This is a genomic window from Pseudomonas sp. SLBN-26 (assembly GCF_006715895.1).
Taxonomy (GTDB): Bacteria; Pseudomonadota; Gammaproteobacteria; order Pseudomonadales; family Pseudomonadaceae; genus Metapseudomonas; species Metapseudomonas otitidis.
This window is the reverse complement of record NZ_VFOB01000001.1, coordinates 2,977,753-2,995,021: the sequence shown is the minus strand read 5'-3', so window position 1 is coordinate 2,995,021 and position 17,269 is coordinate 2,977,753. Positions and strand designations below refer to the sequence as shown.

Sequence of the window (17,269 nt, the reverse complement as noted above, 5' to 3'; positions counted from 1 at the left end):
CGAGGACCCACCATGAGCGAACACATCCACCTGGAACGCGAGCAGGGCCTGCTGACCCTGCGCATGGACCGCGAGGACAAGAAGAACGCCCTGACCCGCGCCATGTATGGCGCCCTGGCCGATGCGCTGGACGCGGCCGACGAGGACCGCAGCGTGCGTGCGGTGCTGATCACCGGCAGCGAGACCTGCTTCACCAGCGGCAACGACGTGGCCGACTTCATCCAGGCGCCGCCGTCCGGGCTGGACAGCGAAGTGTTCCGCTTCATGAAGGCACTGTTCGATTTCAGCAAGCCGGTGGTGGCCGCCGTGAGTGGCCCGGCCGTGGGCATCGGCACCACGCTGCTGCTGCATTGCGACCTGGTCTACGTGGCGCGCGACGCCAAGCTGAAGATGCCCTTCGTCAACCTGGGGCTGTGCCCGGAGTACGGCTCCAGCCTGATCCTGCCGCGCCTGCTCGGCCACGCCCGTGCGGCGGAGCTGCTGTTGCTCGGCGAGTCCTTCACCGGTGAGCAGGCGGCTGCCTGGGGCATCGCCAACGAGGCCCTGGCGGACGGCGCCGCGACCCTGGCCCGTGCCCGCGAGATGGCCCAGCGCTTCGAGCAACTGGCGCCCTCGGCGGTGGCGGTGAGCAAGCGCCTGATGCGCGAACCCGGCCGTGAGGAACTGCGCCGGGTGATCATGGAAGAGGGCGAGCTGTTCGGTCAGCGCCTGCGTACGCCCGAGGCCATCGAGGCGCTGTCGGCGTTCATGCAGCGGCGCAAACCCGATTTTTCCAAGTTCGCCTGAGTGGTCCCGCAGGGTGGGCTTCAGCCCACCCCTCCCGTTTCGGCGCATGAAAAAAGGCCGCTCGATGAGCGGCCTTTTCACGTGCTGCAGATGCCTTACACCAGCGGGTCGCCGACGTGGAGGATCTTCATGGTGTTGGTGCCGCCGACGGTGTGGTAGCTGTCGCCCTTGGTCAGGATGACCCAGTCGCCCTGCTGCACGACGCCGCGCTTGAGCAGTTCGTCCACGGCAGCCTGGCTGACCTTGTCCGCCGGCAGTGCGGCCGGGTCGAAGGGGATGGTGGAGACGCCACGGAACAGCGCCACGCGCGCCTGGGTGGCGCGGTGGGGGGAGAAGGCGAAGATCGGCACCGAGGAGCGGATGCGCGACATGATCAGCGGGCTGTAGCCGCTTTCGGTCAGGCAGATGATGGCCTTCACGCCCGGGAAGTGGTTGGCGGTGTACATGGTCGCCAGGGCCACGCTCTCGTCGCAGCGGCTGAAGGTGTGGCCCAGGCGGTGGCTGGATTTCTGGCTGGTGGGGTGCTTCTCGGCACCGACGCAGACGCGGGCCATGGCCTTGACCGCTTCCACCGGGTATTCGCCGGCGGCGCTCTCGGCGGAGAGCATCACAGCGTCCGTGTAGTCGAGCACGGCGTTGGCTACGTCGGAGACTTCCGCGCGGGTCGGCATGGGGCTGTGGATCATCGACTCCATCATCTGGGTCGCGGTGATCACGGCTTTGTTGTAGCGGCGGGCGTGCAGGATGATCTTCTTCTGGATGCCCACCAGCTCGGCGTCGCCGATTTCCACACCGAGGTCGCCACGGGCCACCATCACGGCGTCGCTGGCGCGGATCAGGCCGTCGAGTGCCTCGTCGTCGGCCACGGCTTCGGCGCGTTCGATCTTGGCCACCAGCCAGGCGCTGCCACCGGCTTCGTCGCGCAGGCGGCGGGCCAGTTCCATGTCGGCGGCGTCACGGGGGAAGGAGACGGCCAGGTAGTCCAGCTCCATTTCGGCGGCGAGCTTGATGTCGGCCTTGTCCTTGGCGGTCAGGGCCGGGGCGGTGAGGCCGCCGCCACGACGGTTGATGCCCTTGTGGTCGGACAGCGGGCCGCCGATCAGTACGGTGCAGTGCAGTTCGTCGGCGGTGGTGGCGTCGACGCGCATGACCACGCGGCCGTCGTCCAGCAGCAGTTCGTCACCGACGCCGCAGTCCTTGATCAGGTCCGGGTAGTCGATGCCGACCACGTCCTGGCTGCCGGCGTCACGCGGGTGGGTGACGGAGAAGCGGAACTTGTCGCCTTCGGCCAGTTCGATGCGCTTGTTGGCGAACTTGGCGATGCGGATCTTCGGGCCTTGCAGGTCGCCGAGCAGGGCGACGAAGCGGCCGTGCTTGGCCGCCAGCTCGCGCACCAGGCGGGCGCGTGCCTTGTGTTCTTCGGGGGTGCCGTGGGAGAAGTTCAGGCGGGCGACGTCGATCCCGGCGATGATCAGTTGCTCCAGCACCTCGGGTGAGTTGCTGGCCGGGCCGAGGGTGGCGACTATCTTGGTACGGCGGAAGGACATGCGAAGGCTCCAGTTTCAAAGCAGAGCCCGAGGCTACACCGCCCTTCGGCTGTAGTCTCGTTCCATTTCTACTACCCGCGCGGCGGGTGCCCGGCTTCACTTCACGCCGGGGTTCAGCGCCATGTCCAGGTGGCGGGCGGCAGGCTCAGCCTGTTCGGCGTCGGGGAACTCGGCCAGCAGGCGGCGCAGGTAGCCCACGGCCTTCTGGCGGTCGGCATGGGGATTGGCCGGCGCCAGGTTCATCAGGGCCATCTGGTACAGGGCGCGGGCCTTGATGTCCGGCTGCACGTGGTCGTCGATCAGGGCCAGGGCGTAAAGCTGCTCGGCTTCGCCGACCCGGTCCTTGAGCACGGCGCGGCGGGACAGCAGCGTCATGTCGGGGTCCAGGTCGCGCTGGTAGAGGTCGAGGTTCTGGCTGGGCTTCCAGTCCGCCAGCAGCTCGCGGGCGGTTTTCTGCACGGGCGCTTCGGCGCGTTTCTGGATCATCAGGATGCGCGCCTGGGCATGCTCGGCGGCGTGGGTGCCGGGGAACTCGTTGGTGACCTGGTAGAACAGGTTGAGGGCCCGGGTGTCGTCGCGCTGGTCGTTGTAGCGGCTCATGTAGATGAGGCCGATCTGGTAGAGGGCGATGGCGCGGACTTCGGGGGTGAACTGCCGGTCGCGGTAGCCAGTCATGTACAGCGCTTCGGCCTTGGCGCTGGTGCCGTCGCGGATGGCCATGGCGCTGTAGGTGAGCAGGTCGCCTTCTTCCTCCACGGCCGCTGCCATGCGGGCGTTCTTCAGGGCCTTCTGCTCCACCACTTCGTTGGTGGTGATCTGGGCGATGAACAACGGGGTGGTGGGGGCGCAGGCGGATAAGGCGAGCAGGCAACTGGCGAGCAGGGCAGGGCGGAGGTGGCGCATGGGGGCTCCAGGTGGGCTCTCGGGCCGGACGGCGGGAGTCTAGCAGCGCCGCCAGGGGCGTCGTTGCGGGGCCGTGCAAGTCCCATCGGAGGTTGTGCCCGGCCGCCGGAAGGCGTTGCAGAAATCCCCGGGAGCGCCGATATACTCGCCAACGGAGGAGACACCCCAATGCGCACGTTCATCATCCTGGCCCTGCTGGTCGGCCTTGCCGGCTGCACCCGCTGGTCCCTCGACCGCCACCTGAACAACGCCTACCAGGCCTATGACGAAGGCAATTGCGAGGAGGCGATGCTCGAGCTGTCCATGGCCGAGCGCAGCAGCCGCTCGCGCAGCTACATGCAGCCGGAGATTTCCCTGCTGCGTGGCCAGTGCCTGGAGCGCCAGAGCCTGTTCGTGGATGCGGCGCAGACCTACCATTTCATCATCAACCGCTACCCCAGCAGTGAATACGCCTTCCGCGCCAAGGCTCGTCTCGAGACCCTGGAGCGCATCGGCCAGCTGGGCAGCGCGGCCAAACCGAGCGCGGCGCCCCTCTGACGGCGGGCGTGGCGGGACAGGGAGAATCCATGCGTCACCTGCTTTTCTGCCTGCTGGCCTGCTCCAGCCTGGCGTCGGCCGAGATCTACCGCTGGACGGATGCCAACGGCCAGGTGCACTTTAGCGAGCAGCCGCAGGAGGGCGCGCAGCCAGTCGAGGTCCGCCCGCCGGCCCTGGATGACGATGCGCCGACCCGGGAGCGTCTGCAGCGCACTGAACAATTCTTCGATGCGCGTCGCCAGGAGAAGGAGGAGGCCCGCCGCAAGGAGGCCCAGGCCCGCAACGAGTGGGCGAGCCAGTGCGTGCAACTGCGTTCCCAGCTGTCGCAGATCAAGCGCGAGGGCAAGTATTTCAGCGTCGATGCCAAGGGAGAACGGCAGTACTACAGCGCCGAGCAGGTGGACGCCGCTCGTCGCAAACTGACCGACGCAATCAAGGAGCGTTGCGGGCGGTAGTTGGTTTGGGTGCAGTAGTGAGGCCATACTGAACGGCCATCAATAGCGATTCGCCATCATGCGTAGCCAGCGCCATATCGAACGCCATCAACTGCCGTACTACCTGAAGGTGTTCAACCGCATCACCGACAAACCCATGGGTTATCTGGGCAATGTGTCCCTGGATGGCCTGATGCTCGTCAGCCAGCTGCCCATGCTGGTGGGGGCCCGTTTCGACATGCGCCTGAAGATCCCGGCGCATGACGGGCAGATCCGCTTCATCGATTTCTACGCCACGTGCCACTGGAGCCGGGAGGATGTGAACCCCGGCAACTACGACTCGGGCTTCTCGCTGGTGGCGCCGCCGCCGGAGTACGCGGAGCTGGTCGAGGCGTTGCGCTACTACTTCAGCTTCCGCCCGTTGGCCGCCTCCGCCTGATCGGGGCGGAGCGACTCAGAAGACGCCGGCCTTCTTCCAGGCCAGGTAGCGGCTGACCAGCTCGGGACCGAGCTCGGAAGGGCGGCAATCCAGAACCGGGACACCGTGGGCGGCCAGCCGCTCGTGCAGGCCGTTGCGGGCGTTGAGGTAACTCACCGTGCCGCAGTAGCCGAGGGCTTCCTCGTAGCGCTGCACAGGCGTGTGACGCAGGGTGTCGAGCACTTCCTCGCGCAGGCTGGCCACCAGTACACGGTGTTGCCGGCCCAGGCGCTTCACCGCCGTCAGCAGTTCCTCGTCGTCCTCGTCACGCAGGTTGGTCACCAGCACCACCAGGGCGCGGCGGCGTTGCTTGGCCAGCAGCGCGTCGATGGCGGTGGCGAAGTCGGCGGGGCGCTGGCTGCTTTCCAGGTCGTACACCGCGTTGAGCAGCACCGAGAGCTGGGCCTGGCCCTTGACCGGTGCCAGGTAGCGATCCGCGCCGGTGCCGGCGAAGGTCGACAGACCCACCGCGTCGCCCTGGCGCAGGGCCACGTAGCTGAGCAGCAGGCTGGCGTTGAGGGCATGGTCGAAGTGCGAGAGGTCGCCGTCCTGGCTGCGCATGCGGCGGCCACAGTCGAGCATGAAGACGATCTGCTGGTCGCGCTCGTCCTGGTACTCACGGGCGATCGGCGTGCGCTTGCGGGCGGTGGCCTTCCAGTCGATCTGCCGCAGGGTGTCGCCGTCGCGGAATTCCCGCAGCTGGTGGAACTCCAGCCCCAGGCCACGGCGTGGGCGCTGGCGCACGCCGAGCTGGCTGATCCAGTCGTCCACCGCCATCAGCTGGGCGCCGTAGAGGCGGGCGAAATCGGGGTAGACGCGGGTTTCGTCGCTCATCTCCAGGCGCCGGCGATGGCCCCAGAGCCCCAGCGGGCTGGGCAGCTCCACCTCGCAGCGGGGGAAGACGAAGCGGCCGCGGGCCAGCGGGCGGACGCGGTAGCCGAATTCGGTGGTGTTGCCGGGCTGCAGGCCGACCACCTGGGGCAGGTGCTCGAACTCCATGCCTTCGGGCACGTGGTCGAACACCTTCAGTGCCAGTTCGCGGGCGTAGGGGTGGTGCACGGTCATGCGCACTTCGCCCCAGCGGCCGAGGGACAGGTTGCCGTGCAACTGGCGCTCCAGGCGCGGCGAGGGCAGTTGCCGGAGCCAGGTGGCATCGAGCGCGGCGATGAAGCCCAGGGCGCCGAGCAGGCCCCACCAGATGAGGTGGAGCTGCGCCGGCGCACCGACCTTGAGGGCATCCAGGGTGCCGAGCACGATGCCGAGCGCCAGCAGGACGCCCAGCAGGGCCAGCAGGAGGCGCGATGGCTTCATAGGCGGGGTGCCGGCACCTGGTCGAGCAGTTGCTGGAGGACGTCGTCGACGGAGCGGCCTTCGATGTCCAGCTCGGGCGACAGGCGCACGCGGTGGCGCAGCACGGCCAGGGCGCAGGCCTTGATGTCGTCGGGGAGCACGAAGTCGCCGCCGCGCAGCAGGGCGCGGGCGCGGCCACCACGCACCAGGGCGATGGAGGCGCGCGGGCCGGCACCCATGGCCAGGCCCGGCCAACTGCGGGTGGCACGGGCCAGGCGCACGGCGTAGTCGAGCACCTGGTCGTCGATCGGCAGTTCGCTGGCGATGCGTTGCAGGGCCTGGACGTCCTTGGCCTGCAGCAGGGTGCGCAGGGGCGCCACCTCCAGCATGTCGGCACGGGCGGAGCGGGTGACCTGGCGCACCAGGGCAAGCTCTTCGCCGGCCTCGGGGTAGTCCATGCGCAGCTTGAGCATGAAGCGGTCCAGCTCGGCCTCGGGCAGGGGGTAGGTGCCTTCCTGCTCGATGGGGTTCTGGGTGGCCATCACCAGGAACGGCTGGGGCACGGCCAGGGCGCGGCCTTCCAGGGTGACCTGGCGTTCCTGCATCACTTCCAGCAGGGCGGCCTGGGTCTTGGCGGGGGCGCGGTTGATCTCGTCCGCCAGCAGCAGGTTGGTGAACACCGGGCCCTTGCGCAGCTTGAACTGCTCGCTCTGCATGTCGTAGACGGCGTGGCCGGTGACGTCGCTGGGCATCAGGTCGGGGGTGAACTGGATGCGCGAGAACTCACCGCCGAAGCAGCGCGCCAGGGCGCGTACCAGGAGGGTCTTGCCGAGGCCGGGCACGCCTTCCACCAGTACGTGGCCGCCGGCTAGCAGGGCGGTGAGCACGTCGTCGATGACCTGCAGCTGGCCGACCACGGCTTTCTGCAGTTCCTGGCGGAGGGCCTGGGCGAGCTGGCTGGCGCGCTGGCGCTGGGAGCTGGCGGCAGTGGTGTGTGCGGGCGCTGGCTGCGGGGCCGGTGTCGGCGCTGGTGCGGCAGCAGCCGGTGCCGGTTGGGCGGGCTGGGGCGTGGCGGTGGCGTCCGAGGTCACGTCGGCGAGGTCCAGGTTGAGGCCTTCGGCTTCGTCGGTGATCGGCTGATCGGGCTTCTGTTCGCTCATAGGGCATTCCTGAGGCTTTGCAGGTGGGCGACCTGGCGGGTGAATTCGGAGGCGCTGAGGCGCTGCTTGGGCAGCGGCCGCATGGCCTGGCTGATGGCGCTGGGGGGCAGGCGGCTGAGGCGGCTGAGCACCTGCCACTGCTCGGCCACGCCGAGGCGTTCGAAACCGGGGTGACGACGACGGGCGCGGCGCAGGATGTCGCCCTGCAGGTGGCGCAGCAGCACCTGGTTGCCGCTGCGGCGCAGGAGGAAGTCGGCGCTGGCGCGCAGGTGCTCTTCCAGTTGCCGGCGCGCGCGGTTCGCCGGGGCGATCTGCGGGCCCTGGCGCAGGCCGACGTGCCACAGGCCGAGCAGCACCAGCAGGGCGAGGGCGGCCAGGGCTTCGGGGAAGTGGCGGCCGAGCAGGCTGGCCAGGTCGTCGCGGTCGGCGTTGTAGAGCAGCGTGGCGTGGGTGTCCTGGGTCAGGTACCAGAGCAGCCAGGCGTTGTCGTGGTCGGCAATGTTGTCGTTCTGCCAGATCCAGCTGTCGGTGAGCACGGTGACCAGGCCGTTGCCGTAGTTCATCTGCAGCATGTGGGTGGCCTTGTCGCTGTTGGCCCAGGCGTGGGCGCGGTCTTCGCTGTCGTACAGGTGGAAGCGGGTGTCGAAGTCGATGTAGGCCGGTGCGTCTTCGTTCTCCAGATACAGCTTGGTCAGCTCGGGGTAGGGCTCCTTGCTGTTCTCGCCATCCGCTTCCGGCTGCTCGTCCGCGTTCTGTTCATCGGCGGGGGCTTCGGCCTGCTGGGTCTCTTCGTCGATGCCTGCGTCGGCGTCTTCGTTGCTGTCGGCCTCGCTGTCAGCGTCTTCGCTGTCCGTTGCCTGCTCCTCGTCCGCTGCGCTCTCGGGCGCATCCTCGTCGACGTCGTCGAGTTCCTCGGCGTCGAACTGCTGGATGCCGAGGCGGTTGAGCAGCAGGTCGTCGCTGGTGCCGGTTTCCTCGTCGTAGAGGGCTTCGGCCACGAACAGCAGGTGGCCGCCTTTGCTGGCCCATTCCAGTACGCGGTCGGCCTGGGAAGGCGTCATGTTCTCGCGGCTGGCGATCAGCAGCAGGGTGTTGCCGGGGGCGGGCAGGGTGTCCAGCACGCTGAGGTTGTCGGCCCGGCTGACCTCGATGCCCTGGCGCTTGAGGTAGTACTGGGCGGCCAGGTAGTCGTCCTGGCGGGCCTCGGGGGCTGCGCCCAGTTCGAGGGTTTCCTCGTAGGGCTCCAGGCGGCCGAGCAGGTAGATGGCAATGAGCCCGATGATCAGGAACGCAAGGGCGCCAAGGATGAACTGGCCGCGACGGCTCATGCGCTGGCCCCCTGGGCGAACAGTCGGCGCCAGCCTTCACAGAGGCCGCGCTTGAGGGTTTCCGGGGGCATCTGGTGGCCGTAGGCGAGGTTCTGCCAGTGGCGGGTCAGCACCTGGGCGAAGCGCCCGAGGTCGTCACGTTCCAGGGCCTGGACCAGCTGCAGTACTTCGCCTTCGGTGTGGGAGCCCTTGAGGGGTAGGCGGAAGTCGTGCAACAGCCGGCTGAGCAGGGCGCGGTAGAGCAGGCCGAGGGCTTCGCGGGGGTGGTCGCTCCAGAGGCGTTCGGCTTCGGCGGCGACATCGTCGGGCAGGCTTTCGGGCGCCACTTCCAGGCCGAACAGCTGGGTGGGTGTGTCGCGGCGGATGCGGGCGGGCAGGCCGATCCGGTCGACGAAGGTGGAGAGCCATTCGCGGTAGCGCCAGACCAGCAGCAACACCAGGCTGATGACCAGGGTCCAGAGCAGGACCTCGATGACCTTGGCGAGGAAACCGAGGGACTTCCAGAAGTCCCCCAGGGCCATGAGGCCACGGATGAAGCGTTCGAAGGCGTCCTTGTCCTCCTGGCTCAGCTCTTCCTTCTTCTTCTCCGGCTTCTCGTCCTCGTGCAGGCGCCAGCGGGTCACCGTCTCGCGGTTGGTGAAGGGCGGGGCGTCGAGAATGGCCTTGATGTTGTCCCGGGAGGCGGTGCTGGTGAGGGGCTGGTTGAGCAGGCGGTCGGCATCGGGGCCCATCGGGTCGACCTTCTCTTCCGGCTTGGCGGCGGCCTTGTCGCCGGCAGTGGCCGTGTCGGGCACCGACTCGGCCGTGGCCTCCTCTGCGACAGCGGGGGCGGAAGGCAGGGTGAAGGCCAGGCCGACGCTCAGGCCCAGCAGCAGGGCGTAGGCGACACCGGTGAGGCGCTGGCGCAGGCGGCGGAACACCAGCTCGATGTCCCAGGCTTCCAGCTGGGTGCGGCGGTTCAGGTAGAGGGTGAAGCCGCAGGCGACGTAGACCGGCTCCCAGATGATCAGCACGAAGGCGTAGAACAGGTTGGACAGGTGCTCGATCCAGACCCAGTCACCTTCCTGGGCTTGCAGCAGCTTCTGCCAGTCCATGTCGATGATCAGCTGCTGGGGCAGCATCAGGTAGAGGAGGGTGATGAAGCCGGTGAACAGTGCCCACTCCAGGTGCATGCCGATGATGGTCAGCCAGGTGGCCCCGCCGGCGTCGCGCTGGCCCAGCACGGCCAGGCGCTGGCTGCGTGGGATGCCGGACAGGCCTTCGAGCTGCATGACCGGCATGTCGAAACTGCGGGTGGGGCTGAAGCGGCGCCAGGTCAGGCTGGCGATGATCTGCCGCCTGGCCAGGGTCGGCCAGGCCTTGAGCGCTTCGCGCAGGGTCGGGGTGTCGCCGAACAGGGCGCGGGAGAGGATGTACAGCGGCAGGCGTTCGAACAGCGGCTTGAGCCACCAGAAGGCGATGAAGGCCCAGGTGGAGTACTTCCACAGCAGCAGGCTGATGACGATGAACACCGGCAGGGTGGTCAGCGCCCAGCTGGCCATCAGCAGGCCGGCGTGGCGGCGGGCCAGCAGGACGCCCAGGTCCATGGCCTCCCAGGCGCTGCGTGGGCGGATGGCGACGGAGGCGTCAGTCAGGCGCATGGCCACCCCGTCCGGCAAAGGTGAAATAGCTGCCCACCAGCATCCACAGGCCGCTGCCGACCACGTACTTCACCATGGGCGTGGCGAAGGTCATGGAGGACCAGTAGGCCTCGATGAAGGCGGCGATCAGCAGCATCAGGATCACCCCGGCCACCAGGCGCACGCTGCGGGCACCGGCCAGGCGAAGGGATTCGGCACGGGTGTAGCGACCGGGTGCCAGCAGCGCCCAGCCGAGCTGCAGCCCGGCGGCGCCGGCGAAGGTGATGGCGGTGAGTTCGAAGGCGCCGTGGCCGATGACGAAGGACCAGAAGGTCTCGCCGTAGCCGGCCTGGGTCAGGTGGCCGGCGATGGCGCCGATCATCAGGCCGTTGAAGAGGATGAAGAACAGGCTGCCGACCCCGAACAGCAGGCCGCCGGCGTAGGTCTGAAAGCCGATGCCGATGTTGTTCATGATGTAGTGGCCGAACATCATCCAGTCGTCGCTGGCGTCGCGCTTGCTGGCGCCGATGCGGTGGGCGTCCGGCTCGTACATCGAATCCATCTCGCTGACCTGTTCCGGCGAGACGACGCTGTAGACCAGATCGGGGAAGCAATACACCAGCACGCCCATGAGGATGAGGGTGCCGTAGAACAGCAGGCTGGACACGGCGATGCTGCGCCACTGTTCGCGCACCAGGCGCGGGAAGCCGCCGAGGATGAAGCCGAGGATCTGCGCACCCAGGTGGCTGCGGTGGCGGTAGAACTGCTGGTGGCCACGCATGGCCAGGTGCTGCAGCTGGTCGATCAGGTGGCTGCTGTAGCCGCGCTCCTGGGCGAGGGAGAGCTGCTGGCAGAGGTGGCGGTACTCCGCGGCGAAGGTCTCGCAGCTGGCGGGGTCGGCCTTGCCGCGTTCCAGGGCGTCGAGCTGGGCGGCGAAGCGGTTCCAGCCGGCCTGGTGGCGGTGTTCGAAGAGGCTCTGTTTCATGGGCTTCCCAGTAGGCCGCGGGCAATGCCGTTGAGCGTGGCTTCGGCCTGTTCGGGCGGTGTTTCCAGGGGGGCGGCGAGGATGCCGGCCAGCTCGGCACGGCGGCCGCTGGAGAGGCCGGCCTGGCGCTCGGCGAAGCCGAGGATGGCGCGCTGCTCCTCCAGGCTCAGGGGCACCGGCGAGCGCAGGGGCGTGGCCTCGGGCAGGTTCGGGCGGCTGGCCTTCTCTTCGCGGTAGACCACCAGGGTCCCGGCGGCGATGTCGCCCAGGCGCTTGAAGGCCGGGTTGAGCAGGCTGCTGATCAGCCCGAGGGTGTAGCCGAAGGGCAGCAGGTCGATGAAGCGCAGCAGGTTGCGCACCAGGGAGGAGGCCCAACCCACCGGGGTGCCGTCGTCATGCACCACGCGCAGGCCCATGACCTGCTTGCCGGGGGAACGGCCCTGGTTGAGCACCTCGAACAGCACCATGTACCACCAGTTGACCAGAAACAGCAGGATCATCCCCAGGCCGATACCGAACTGGCCGAGCAGGGCGAGGACCACGAACATCACCAGCAGGATGCCGCCACGGATCAGCAGGTCGATGAAGAACGCCAGGGCGCGTGGCAGGAGGCTGGCGGGGCGCAGCAACAGGTCGATGCCTTCGGGCGTCTCGACGCGGTAGCGGGTGTCCAGCGGAGCGGTCAGACCCTGCTCATTTCCGTATGGGCTGTTGTTGCCGGTCGTAGAAGACATGGTCCGACTGCGTGGAGGGGGTGGCCGATGCTAGCGAGCAACGGGGTGGCGAGGCAACCGATCCGCGCCGGCGGATCGGTCCAGGCTCCGCGAATTACTGGGGGAACTGCTGGATGCCGAAGATGCGCTGGTACAGCAGGGCCACCACCACGAAGCACATGGGCAGGGTCCAGACCAGGCCGATGAACAGCGGCAGGGCGCTGAGCATGACGATCAGGCCGAGCAGGGTGAACAGGCCGAAGCACTTGAACCAGCGCTGGCTGATGGCACGCCGCGAAGCTTCCATCGCCTGCCAGGGCGAGAGGCCGCGCTCCACCACCAGCGGCATGGCCAGGGCATAGGCGATGCCAAGGTAGATGCCGGGAATGACCAGCAGCAGGAAGCCGGCATAGACCATCAGCGGGATCAGCAGGCTGAGGATGGCCAGGGGGACGAACTTGCCGGTGTGGGCGAAGACTTCGTTGAAGTTCAGCGGTTGGCCGGTCACGTGACGCATGGCCAGCATGTACAGGCCGGCCATCACCGGCGCGGCGCAGGCACCGGCGATGATGCCGATGATCATCTGGCCGATCACCAGCAGCATGCCCTCGCTGCCGACGAACAGCCCCAGCACCAGGCCGAGGATGAAACTGACGAACTGGCTGACCACCGAGTAGACCAGCAGGCCGCCGATCATCATGCCCTTCAGGCCCTGGATGCGTTGCCAGCTTTCGCTGATGAGTTCGCCGATGCGGAAGTCATAGCCGCGGGCGAGTGCGTCTTCGATGCTGGGCACGTTGTCGGCCGGCGGACGTTCTACCAGCTCGCTGCGCGGTGCGGAGTAGGGGTTCTGCTGGAGTTCGCTCATGACGCTTCCCTGTGCCTTGGGCCTGGATATGAATGGTGGGCGAGTTTCTGGAGTTGTCCGGGCAATTGCAATCGGCTGCATCACGATTTGGCGATTTGCCTTGGGAGGGGGCTGTTAGACTTCCGGCCCACTGCGACCCTGCGCCCGGATTCAAGGAGGCGGCGTGACCCCCAGCATCTTCTGGTACGACTACGAGACCACCGGCATCAACCCGCGTAGCGACCGGGCCATCCAGGTGGCCGGCATCCGCACCGACGAGGCCCTGAACGAAGTCGGCGAGCCGGTGAACCTGTATTGCCGCGTCAGCGACGACATCCTGCCCCACCCGGCGGCCTGCCTGGTGACCGGCATCCTGCCGTCGACCCTGCAAGGCAAGGGGCTGGACGAGGCGGCCTTCATCCACCGGGTGCATGCCGAGCTGTCGCGCCCGGGCACCTGCGGCGCGGGCTACAACACCCTGCGCTTCGATGACGAGGTGACCCGCTACAGCTTCTACCGCAACTTCATCGACCCCTATGCCCGGGAATGGCAGGGCGGCAACAGCCGCTGGGACCTGATCGATACCCTGCGCACGGCCTATGCCCTGCGGCCGGAAGGCCTGCAGTGGCCCACCGAGGAGGGGCGGGTGACCCTGCGCCTGGAGCGGCTGACCGCTGCCAACGGCATCGACCATGGCCAGGCTCACGACGCGCTGTCCGACGTGCGCGCCACCATCGGCATGGCCCGCCGGGTGCGCGAAGCCCAGCCCAAGCTGTACGACTACCTGTTCCAGTTGCGCAGCAAGCACAAGGTGATGGAGCAGATCCGCCTGATGCAGCCGCTGGTCCACGTATCGGGCCGCTATTCGGCAGAGCGGCATTTCCTCGCCGTGGTGCTGCCGCTGGCCTGGCACCCGCGCAACCGCAACGCCCTGATCGTCTGTGATCTGCAAGTGGAGGTTTCGCCCTTGCTGGATCTGGACGCCGAGACCTTGCGCGCGCGCCTCTATACCCGACGGGATGCCCTGGCCGAAGGCGAGCTACCGGTCCCGCTGAAACTGCTGCACATCAACAAGTGCCCTGTGGTGGCACCGCTTTCCGTACTAAGGCCGGCGGATCGGGAGCGGATTGGCGTCGATCTGGCCGCCTGTCAGGCCAAGGCGGATGAACTGGCACGGCAACAGGCGAACTGGCAGGACAAGTTGGCAATGGTTTATGCGGAAGAGTCCTTTGCCGGCAGCGAAGATCCCGAGCAGCAACTTTATGACGGCTTCCTCGGGGATCGTGATCGTCGACTGTGCGAGCAGGTGCGCAATGCCGATCCGCAGCGACTGGCACGGGAAGTATGGCCATTCGATGATTCGCGCTTGCCGGAGTTGTTGTTCCGTTACCGGGCGCGAAACTTCCCGGAAACTTTGAGTGCGGAGGAGCAGTCGCGTTGGCAGGAGTTCTGTCGGAATCGGCTTATGCATCCCAATTACGGAGCACCCAATACCTTGGCGGCATTCACCGAAGCGGTGCTGGAGTTGCGTGCAACTGCGTCAACCGATCAGTTGGCGATTCTTGATGCCTGGCAAGCCCATGCCGAAGTAATGCGTCAGCGTTATTCGCTGTAGTCCTGTTCGAACAGGCAATAAAAAACGCCAGCATCCGCTGGCGTTTTTGTTGAAACCGACTGAATCAGCCCAGCAGGGTGGCCCAGCTTTCAACGGTTTCGGCGCCCCACTTGGCTTTCCACTCTTTCAGGGTCTTGTGGTTGCCACCTTTGGTTTCGATGACTTCGCCGGTGTTCGGGTTCTTGTACTGCTTGACCTTGCGGGCACGCTTGGTGCCAGTGGCCGGCTTGGCAGCGCGCGGTTGCTTGGCGGCTTTGGCCTCGGGGTCGAGCAGGGCAATGATATCGCGCAGGGACTTCTGGTATTCGCCCATCAGGGTGCGGAGTTTGCCTTCGAATTCCAGTTCTTTCTGCAGCTTGTCGTCCTGGGACAGGTTCTTCAGGCGCTCCTGGAGTTCTTTGATGGCTTCTTCAGTGGCGCGGTATTCATTGATCAGCGACATGTCGGCGTCCCTTGGTGAATTAGGTGTGAATGATGTGGAGGGATAATAGTCAGGACACTAAACCAAGTAAACATGTCAGGAAAGTATCAATCGAATATTTTTTACCAATGAATGCAGGCGGGCCTGTTAGTTGTTCGCACGTAACTGGCATGAACAACTCCCCGCCAATTGAAGACCCGCGTGCTAATACCCATGCCCCTGGCAGGGGCACGCGGGACGTCGGATGAAGTGTTCGGGCCTGCTGAAGTTTTCACCGCGTGCCGCTAGAATGGCCGCCTTTGCGAAGTATCTGGAGTTTCCCATGCGCACATTTCGTCTGGTGATTGCCTGCCCGGACGGCGTCGGCATTGTCGCCAAGGTGAGTAATTTCCTGGCCACCTATAACGGTTGGATTACCGAGGCAAGCCATCACTCCGACAACCAGAGCGGTTGGTTCTTCATGCGGCATGAAATCCGCGCCGACTCGCTGCCGTTCGACCTGGACGGTTTCCGCCAGGCCTTCGCGCCGATTGCCCGGGAGTTCTCCATGTCCTGGCGCATCACCGATTCGGCGGTGAAGAAGCGCGTGGTGCTGATGGCCAGCCGCGAGTCCCACTGCCTGGCCGACCTGCTGCACCGCTGGCACAGCGGCGAGCTGGATTGTGAGATTCCCTGCGTCATCGCCAACCATGACGACCTGCGCAGCATGGTCGAATGGCACGGCATCCCCTACTTCCACGTACCGGTGGACCCGAAGGACAAGGCCCCGGCCTTCGCCGAGGTGTCCCGGCTGGTCGACGCACACGATGCCGACACCGTGGTGCTGGCGCGCTACATGCAGATCCTCCCGCCGGACCTGTGCCAGCGCTACGCCCACCAGGTGATCAACATCCACCACAGCTTCCTGCCCTCCTTCGTGGGTGCCAAGCCTTACCACCAGGCTTCGCTGCGCGGCGTGAAGCTGATCGGCGCCACCTGCCACTACGTCACCGAAGAGCTGGACGCCGGCCCGATCATCGAACAGGACGTGGTGCGCATCAGCCACCGCGACGACATCGAAGACCTGGTCCGTCTCGGCAAGGACGTGGAGAAGCTGGTGCTGGCCCGTGGCCTGCGCTACCACCTGGAAGACCGCGTGCTGGTGCACGACAACAAGACCGTCGTCTTCGACTGATCGCACACTGCCGGAACAAGGAACGATCCCATGCTCAAGTCCGTCCAGGTTCGTGACTACATGACCCACCACCAGGTGACCTTCCGGCCGGAGACCGACCTGTTCCTGGCCATCGAGCGCCTGCTGGAGCACCGCCTGAGCGGTGCCCCGGTGGTGGACGCCCAGGGCCACCTGCTGGGCATGCTGTCCGAATCCGATTGCCTGCGCGGCATTCTCTCCGGTGCCTACTACGATGCTGTAGGCGGTGTGGTGGGAGCGTGCATGCAGGCGCAGCTGGACAGTGTTTCCCCCGACGAGGACGTGGTCGACGTCTGCCAGCGCCTGCTGCGTGAGCAGCGTGAGGCCTTGCCGGTGGTGGAGCGGGGCGTGCTGGTGGGCGTACTCAGCCGCCGTGATGCCCTGCGGGCGATCAAGGCCTTCGCCCAGCACGACGCCAGCCGCCTGGCCTAGGGGACTCCCCATGTCCGATCCGCTCGATCGCGCCACCTCGAAAGCCCCGCCCACCCTCGGCGAGGGCTGCGTGCGGCGCTATGACCCCGAGGCACTGGACGAGGAGGACGGCACCGACTTCCCGGATGCCGAAGCCCTCTGGAAGCAGATCCAGGACGAAGCGGAAGACACGAAAAAGGCGCCTTGAGGCGCCTTTTTCATGCCCGGACGGTTCAGATGCGGAAGCTGTCCACCAGGTGCTTCAGGCGGGCGGCCTGCTGCTCCAGGTCCGCACAGGCACGCAGGGTCGCCTGCAGGTTCTCCACGCCTTCCTGGTTGAGCATGTTGATCTCGTTGATGTCCACGTTGAGGGACTCCACCACCGAGGTCTGCTCCTCCGTTGCGGTCGCCACCGACTGGTTCATGCCGTCGATCTCGCCGATGCGCAGGGTCACGCTGGAGAGGCGCTCGCCGGCCTGGTTGGCGATGGTCACGCTCTCCTCGCTGTAGCGCTGGCTCTCGGTCATGGTGTTGACCGCCTCGCGAGCGCCCACCTGCAGCTCCTCGATCATTTTCTGGATCTCCTGCGCCGACTCCTGGGTACGGTGGGCCAGGTTGCGCACTTCGTCCGCCACCACCGCGAAGCCGCGCCCGGCTTCGCCCGCGCGGGCGGCCTCGATGGCCGCGTTCAGCGCCAGCAGGTTGGTCTGCTCGGAGATGCCCTTGATCACCTCCAGGATCTGCCCGATGTTCACCGTCTTGGCGTTGAGGGCCTCGATGTTGGCGCAGGAGGTGCTGATCTTCGCCGACAGGTCGCTCATGGCCTTGATGGTCTGCTCCACCACCTGGCGGCCGTCTTCCGACTGGTCCTTGGCATCGGAGGCCTGGTGGGAAGCATCCGCCGCGTTGCGGGCGATCTCCTGGGCGGCTGCGCCCAGCTCGTTGATCGCCGCTGCCACGCTGTTGGTGCGCTGCGCCTGCTCGTCGGAGTTGCTCATGGAGG

Annotated in this window: 19 protein-coding genes; 8 read left to right on the top strand and 11 right to left on the bottom strand. The window is 66.7% G+C overall.

The window, feature by feature from the left end; translation table 11 throughout:
* Nucleotides 1-12: 12 nt before the first annotated feature.
* Entirely contained in the window at nt 13-786 is a 774-nt protein-coding gene (locus FBY21_RS13725) for an enoyl-CoA hydratase (RefSeq protein ID WP_044413062.1), read from the top strand.
* Nucleotides 787-881: 95 nt separating this feature from the next.
* Here FBY21_RS13725 and pyk read toward each other — a convergent pair whose 3' ends face one another.
* Together pyk and FBY21_RS13715 are read right to left on the bottom strand one after the other, a co-directional pair.
* Nucleotides 882-2,333, bottom strand: a complete 1,452-nt coding sequence (gene pyk, locus FBY21_RS13720) for a pyruvate kinase (RefSeq protein ID WP_044413065.1) — start codon at nt 2,331-2,333, stop codon at nt 882-884.
* 96 nt (nt 2,334-2,429) lie between these two features.
* Nucleotides 2,430-3,236 carry a tetratricopeptide repeat protein gene (locus FBY21_RS13715; RefSeq protein WP_074971547.1) on the bottom strand — a complete coding sequence of 269 codons (807 nt, stop codon included), beginning with the start codon at nt 3,234-3,236 and terminating at the stop codon, nt 2,430-2,432.
* Nucleotides 3,237-3,404: 168 nt separating this feature from the next.
* Between FBY21_RS13715 and FBY21_RS13710 the strand changes: the two genes are divergently transcribed.
* Genes FBY21_RS13710 through FBY21_RS13700 form a run of 3 tightly spaced genes read left to right on the top strand, consistent with a single transcriptional unit; the run spans nt 3,405 to nt 4,646 of the window.
* Nucleotides 3,405-3,773 (top strand): tetratricopeptide repeat protein, encoded by a 369-nt coding sequence (locus FBY21_RS13710; RefSeq protein ID WP_142011727.1) that lies wholly within the window; start codon nt 3,405-3,407, stop codon nt 3,771-3,773.
* 29 nt (nt 3,774-3,802) lie between these two features.
* Nucleotides 3,803-4,228 (top strand): DUF4124 domain-containing protein, encoded by a 426-nt coding sequence (locus FBY21_RS13705; RefSeq protein WP_142011725.1) that lies wholly within the window; start codon nt 3,803-3,805, stop codon nt 4,226-4,228.
* 58 nt (nt 4,229-4,286) lie between these two features.
* Complete coding sequence (locus tag FBY21_RS13700) at nt 4,287-4,646, top strand: PilZ domain-containing protein (protein ID WP_044413075.1); 360 nt, start codon at nt 4,287-4,289, stop codon at nt 4,644-4,646.
* A gap of 15 nt (nt 4,647-4,661) precedes the next feature.
* On the opposite strand, the gene FBY21_RS13695 is transcribed toward FBY21_RS13700, so the two are convergent.
* The 7 genes from FBY21_RS13695 to FBY21_RS13665 form a co-directional block, all read right to left on the bottom strand.
* Nucleotides 4,662-5,996 carry a DUF58 domain-containing protein gene (locus FBY21_RS13695; RefSeq protein ID WP_074971544.1) on the bottom strand — a complete coding sequence of 445 codons (1,335 nt, stop codon included), beginning with the start codon at nt 5,994-5,996 and terminating at the stop codon, nt 4,662-4,664.
* Nucleotides 5,993-7,135, bottom strand: coding sequence for an AAA family ATPase (locus FBY21_RS13690; protein WP_044413081.1), 1,143 nt, complete (start codon nt 7,133-7,135; stop codon nt 5,993-5,995). Before FBY21_RS13690 ends, FBY21_RS13695 begins: the two co-directional genes overlap by 4 nt.
* Nucleotides 7,132-8,463, bottom strand: coding sequence for a DUF4350 domain-containing protein (locus FBY21_RS13685; protein ID WP_142011723.1), 1,332 nt, complete (start codon nt 8,461-8,463; stop codon nt 7,132-7,134). The genes FBY21_RS13690 and FBY21_RS13685 overlap by 4 nt, the downstream gene beginning before the upstream one ends.
* A complete protein-coding gene (locus tag FBY21_RS13680) occupies nt 8,460-10,103 on the bottom strand; it encodes a DUF4129 domain-containing protein (RefSeq protein ID WP_142011721.1) in 1,644 nt (547 codons plus the stop codon). Before FBY21_RS13680 ends, FBY21_RS13685 begins: the two co-directional genes overlap by 4 nt.
* Entirely contained in the window at nt 10,090-11,067 is a 978-nt protein-coding gene (locus FBY21_RS13675; RefSeq protein WP_142011719.1) for a stage II sporulation protein M, read from the bottom strand. Before FBY21_RS13675 ends, FBY21_RS13680 begins: the two co-directional genes overlap by 14 nt.
* A complete protein-coding gene (locus tag FBY21_RS13670; protein WP_044413092.1) occupies nt 11,064-11,801 on the bottom strand; it encodes an RDD family protein in 738 nt (245 codons plus the stop codon). The genes FBY21_RS13675 and FBY21_RS13670 overlap by 4 nt, the downstream gene beginning before the upstream one ends.
* Nucleotides 11,802-11,895: 94 nt before the next feature.
* The gene (locus FBY21_RS13665) at nt 11,896-12,648 is read right to left on the bottom strand and encodes a hypothetical protein (RefSeq protein ID WP_142011717.1); all 753 of its coding nucleotides are present in this window, start codon (nt 12,646-12,648) and stop codon (nt 11,896-11,898) included.
* Between the two features lie 163 nt (nt 12,649-12,811).
* Here FBY21_RS13665 and sbcB point away from each other — a divergent pair, with 163 nt between their 5' ends.
* On the top strand, nt 12,812-14,242 hold the full coding sequence (sbcB, locus tag FBY21_RS13660) for an exodeoxyribonuclease I (protein WP_142011715.1): 1,431 nt from the start codon (nt 12,812-12,814) through the stop codon (nt 14,240-14,242).
* A gap of 64 nt (nt 14,243-14,306) precedes the next feature.
* Here sbcB and mvaT read toward each other — a convergent pair whose 3' ends face one another.
* Complete coding sequence (mvaT, locus tag FBY21_RS13655; protein WP_044413100.1) at nt 14,307-14,684, bottom strand: histone-like nucleoid-structuring protein MvaT; 378 nt, start codon at nt 14,682-14,684, stop codon at nt 14,307-14,309.
* 301 nt (nt 14,685-14,985) lie between these two features.
* On the opposite strand from mvaT, the gene purU reads away from it, so the two are divergent.
* Genes purU through FBY21_RS29585 form a run of 3 tightly spaced genes read left to right on the top strand, consistent with a single transcriptional unit; the run spans nt 14,986 to nt 16,474 of the window.
* On the top strand, nt 14,986-15,837 hold the full coding sequence (gene purU / locus FBY21_RS13650; RefSeq protein ID WP_142011713.1) for a formyltetrahydrofolate deformylase: 852 nt from the start codon (nt 14,986-14,988) through the stop codon (nt 15,835-15,837).
* A gap of 30 nt (nt 15,838-15,867) precedes the next feature.
* Entirely contained in the window at nt 15,868-16,287 is a 420-nt protein-coding gene (locus FBY21_RS13645) for a CBS domain-containing protein (protein ID WP_074971539.1), read from the top strand.
* Nucleotides 16,288-16,297: 10 nt separating this feature from the next.
* On the top strand, nt 16,298-16,474 hold the full coding sequence (locus FBY21_RS29585; protein ID WP_172432852.1) for a hypothetical protein: 177 nt from the start codon (nt 16,298-16,300) through the stop codon (nt 16,472-16,474).
* A gap of 25 nt (nt 16,475-16,499) precedes the next feature.
* Here FBY21_RS29585 and FBY21_RS30290 read toward each other — a convergent pair whose 3' ends face one another.
* Nucleotides 16,500-17,264, bottom strand: a complete 765-nt coding sequence (locus FBY21_RS30290) for a methyl-accepting chemotaxis protein (RefSeq protein ID WP_371321046.1) — start codon at nt 17,262-17,264, stop codon at nt 16,500-16,502.
* Nucleotides 17,265-17,269: the final 5 nt, after the last annotated feature.

Bases quoted from the DNA above. Each gene is read 5' to 3' on its own strand.
- FBY21_RS13665 (WP_142011717.1), bottom strand. From the start codon at position 12,648: ATGAGCGAACTCCAGCAGAACCCCTACTCCGCACCGCGCAGCGAGCTG.
- FBY21_RS13725 (WP_044413062.1), top strand. From the start codon at position 13: ATGAGCGAACACATCCACCTGGAACGCGAGCAGGGCCTGCTGACCCTG.
- FBY21_RS13715 (WP_074971547.1), bottom strand. From the start codon at position 3,236: ATGCGCCACCTCCGCCCTGCCCTGCTCGCCAGTTGCCTGCTCGCCTTA.
- FBY21_RS13680 (WP_142011721.1), bottom strand. From the start codon at position 10,103: ATGCGCCTGACTGACGCCTCCGTCGCCATCCGCCCACGCAGCGCCTGG.
- FBY21_RS13690 (WP_044413081.1), bottom strand. From the start codon at position 7,135: ATGAGCGAACAGAAGCCCGATCAGCCGATCACCGACGAAGCCGAAGGC.
- FBY21_RS30290 (WP_371321046.1), bottom strand. From the start codon at position 17,264: ATGAGCAACTCCGACGAGCAGGCGCAGCGCACCAACAGCGTGGCAGCG.
- FBY21_RS13675 (WP_142011719.1), bottom strand. From the start codon at position 11,067: ATGAAACAGAGCCTCTTCGAACACCGCCACCAGGCCGGCTGGAACCGC.
- FBY21_RS13685 (WP_142011723.1), bottom strand. From the start codon at position 8,463: ATGAGCCGTCGCGGCCAGTTCATCCTTGGCGCCCTTGCGTTCCTGATC.
- FBY21_RS13705 (WP_142011725.1), top strand. From the start codon at position 3,803: ATGCGTCACCTGCTTTTCTGCCTGCTGGCCTGCTCCAGCCTGGCGTCG.
- mvaT (WP_044413100.1), bottom strand. From the start codon at position 14,684: ATGTCGCTGATCAATGAATACCGCGCCACTGAAGAAGCCATCAAAGAA.
- FBY21_RS13645 (WP_074971539.1), top strand. From the start codon at position 15,868: ATGCTCAAGTCCGTCCAGGTTCGTGACTACATGACCCACCACCAGGTG.
- FBY21_RS13700 (WP_044413075.1), top strand. From the start codon at position 4,287: ATGCGTAGCCAGCGCCATATCGAACGCCATCAACTGCCGTACTACCTG.
- FBY21_RS13670 (WP_044413092.1), bottom strand. From the start codon at position 11,801: ATGTCTTCTACGACCGGCAACAACAGCCCATACGGAAATGAGCAGGGT.
- FBY21_RS13695 (WP_074971544.1), bottom strand. From the start codon at position 5,996: ATGAAGCCATCGCGCCTCCTGCTGGCCCTGCTGGGCGTCCTGCTGGCG.
- FBY21_RS29585 (WP_172432852.1), top strand. From the start codon at position 16,298: ATGTCCGATCCGCTCGATCGCGCCACCTCGAAAGCCCCGCCCACCCTC.
- purU (WP_142011713.1), top strand. From the start codon at position 14,986: ATGCGCACATTTCGTCTGGTGATTGCCTGCCCGGACGGCGTCGGCATT.
- FBY21_RS13710 (WP_142011727.1), top strand. From the start codon at position 3,405: ATGCGCACGTTCATCATCCTGGCCCTGCTGGTCGGCCTTGCCGGCTGC.
- pyk (WP_044413065.1), bottom strand. From the start codon at position 2,333: ATGTCCTTCCGCCGTACCAAGATAGTCGCCACCCTCGGCCCGGCCAGC.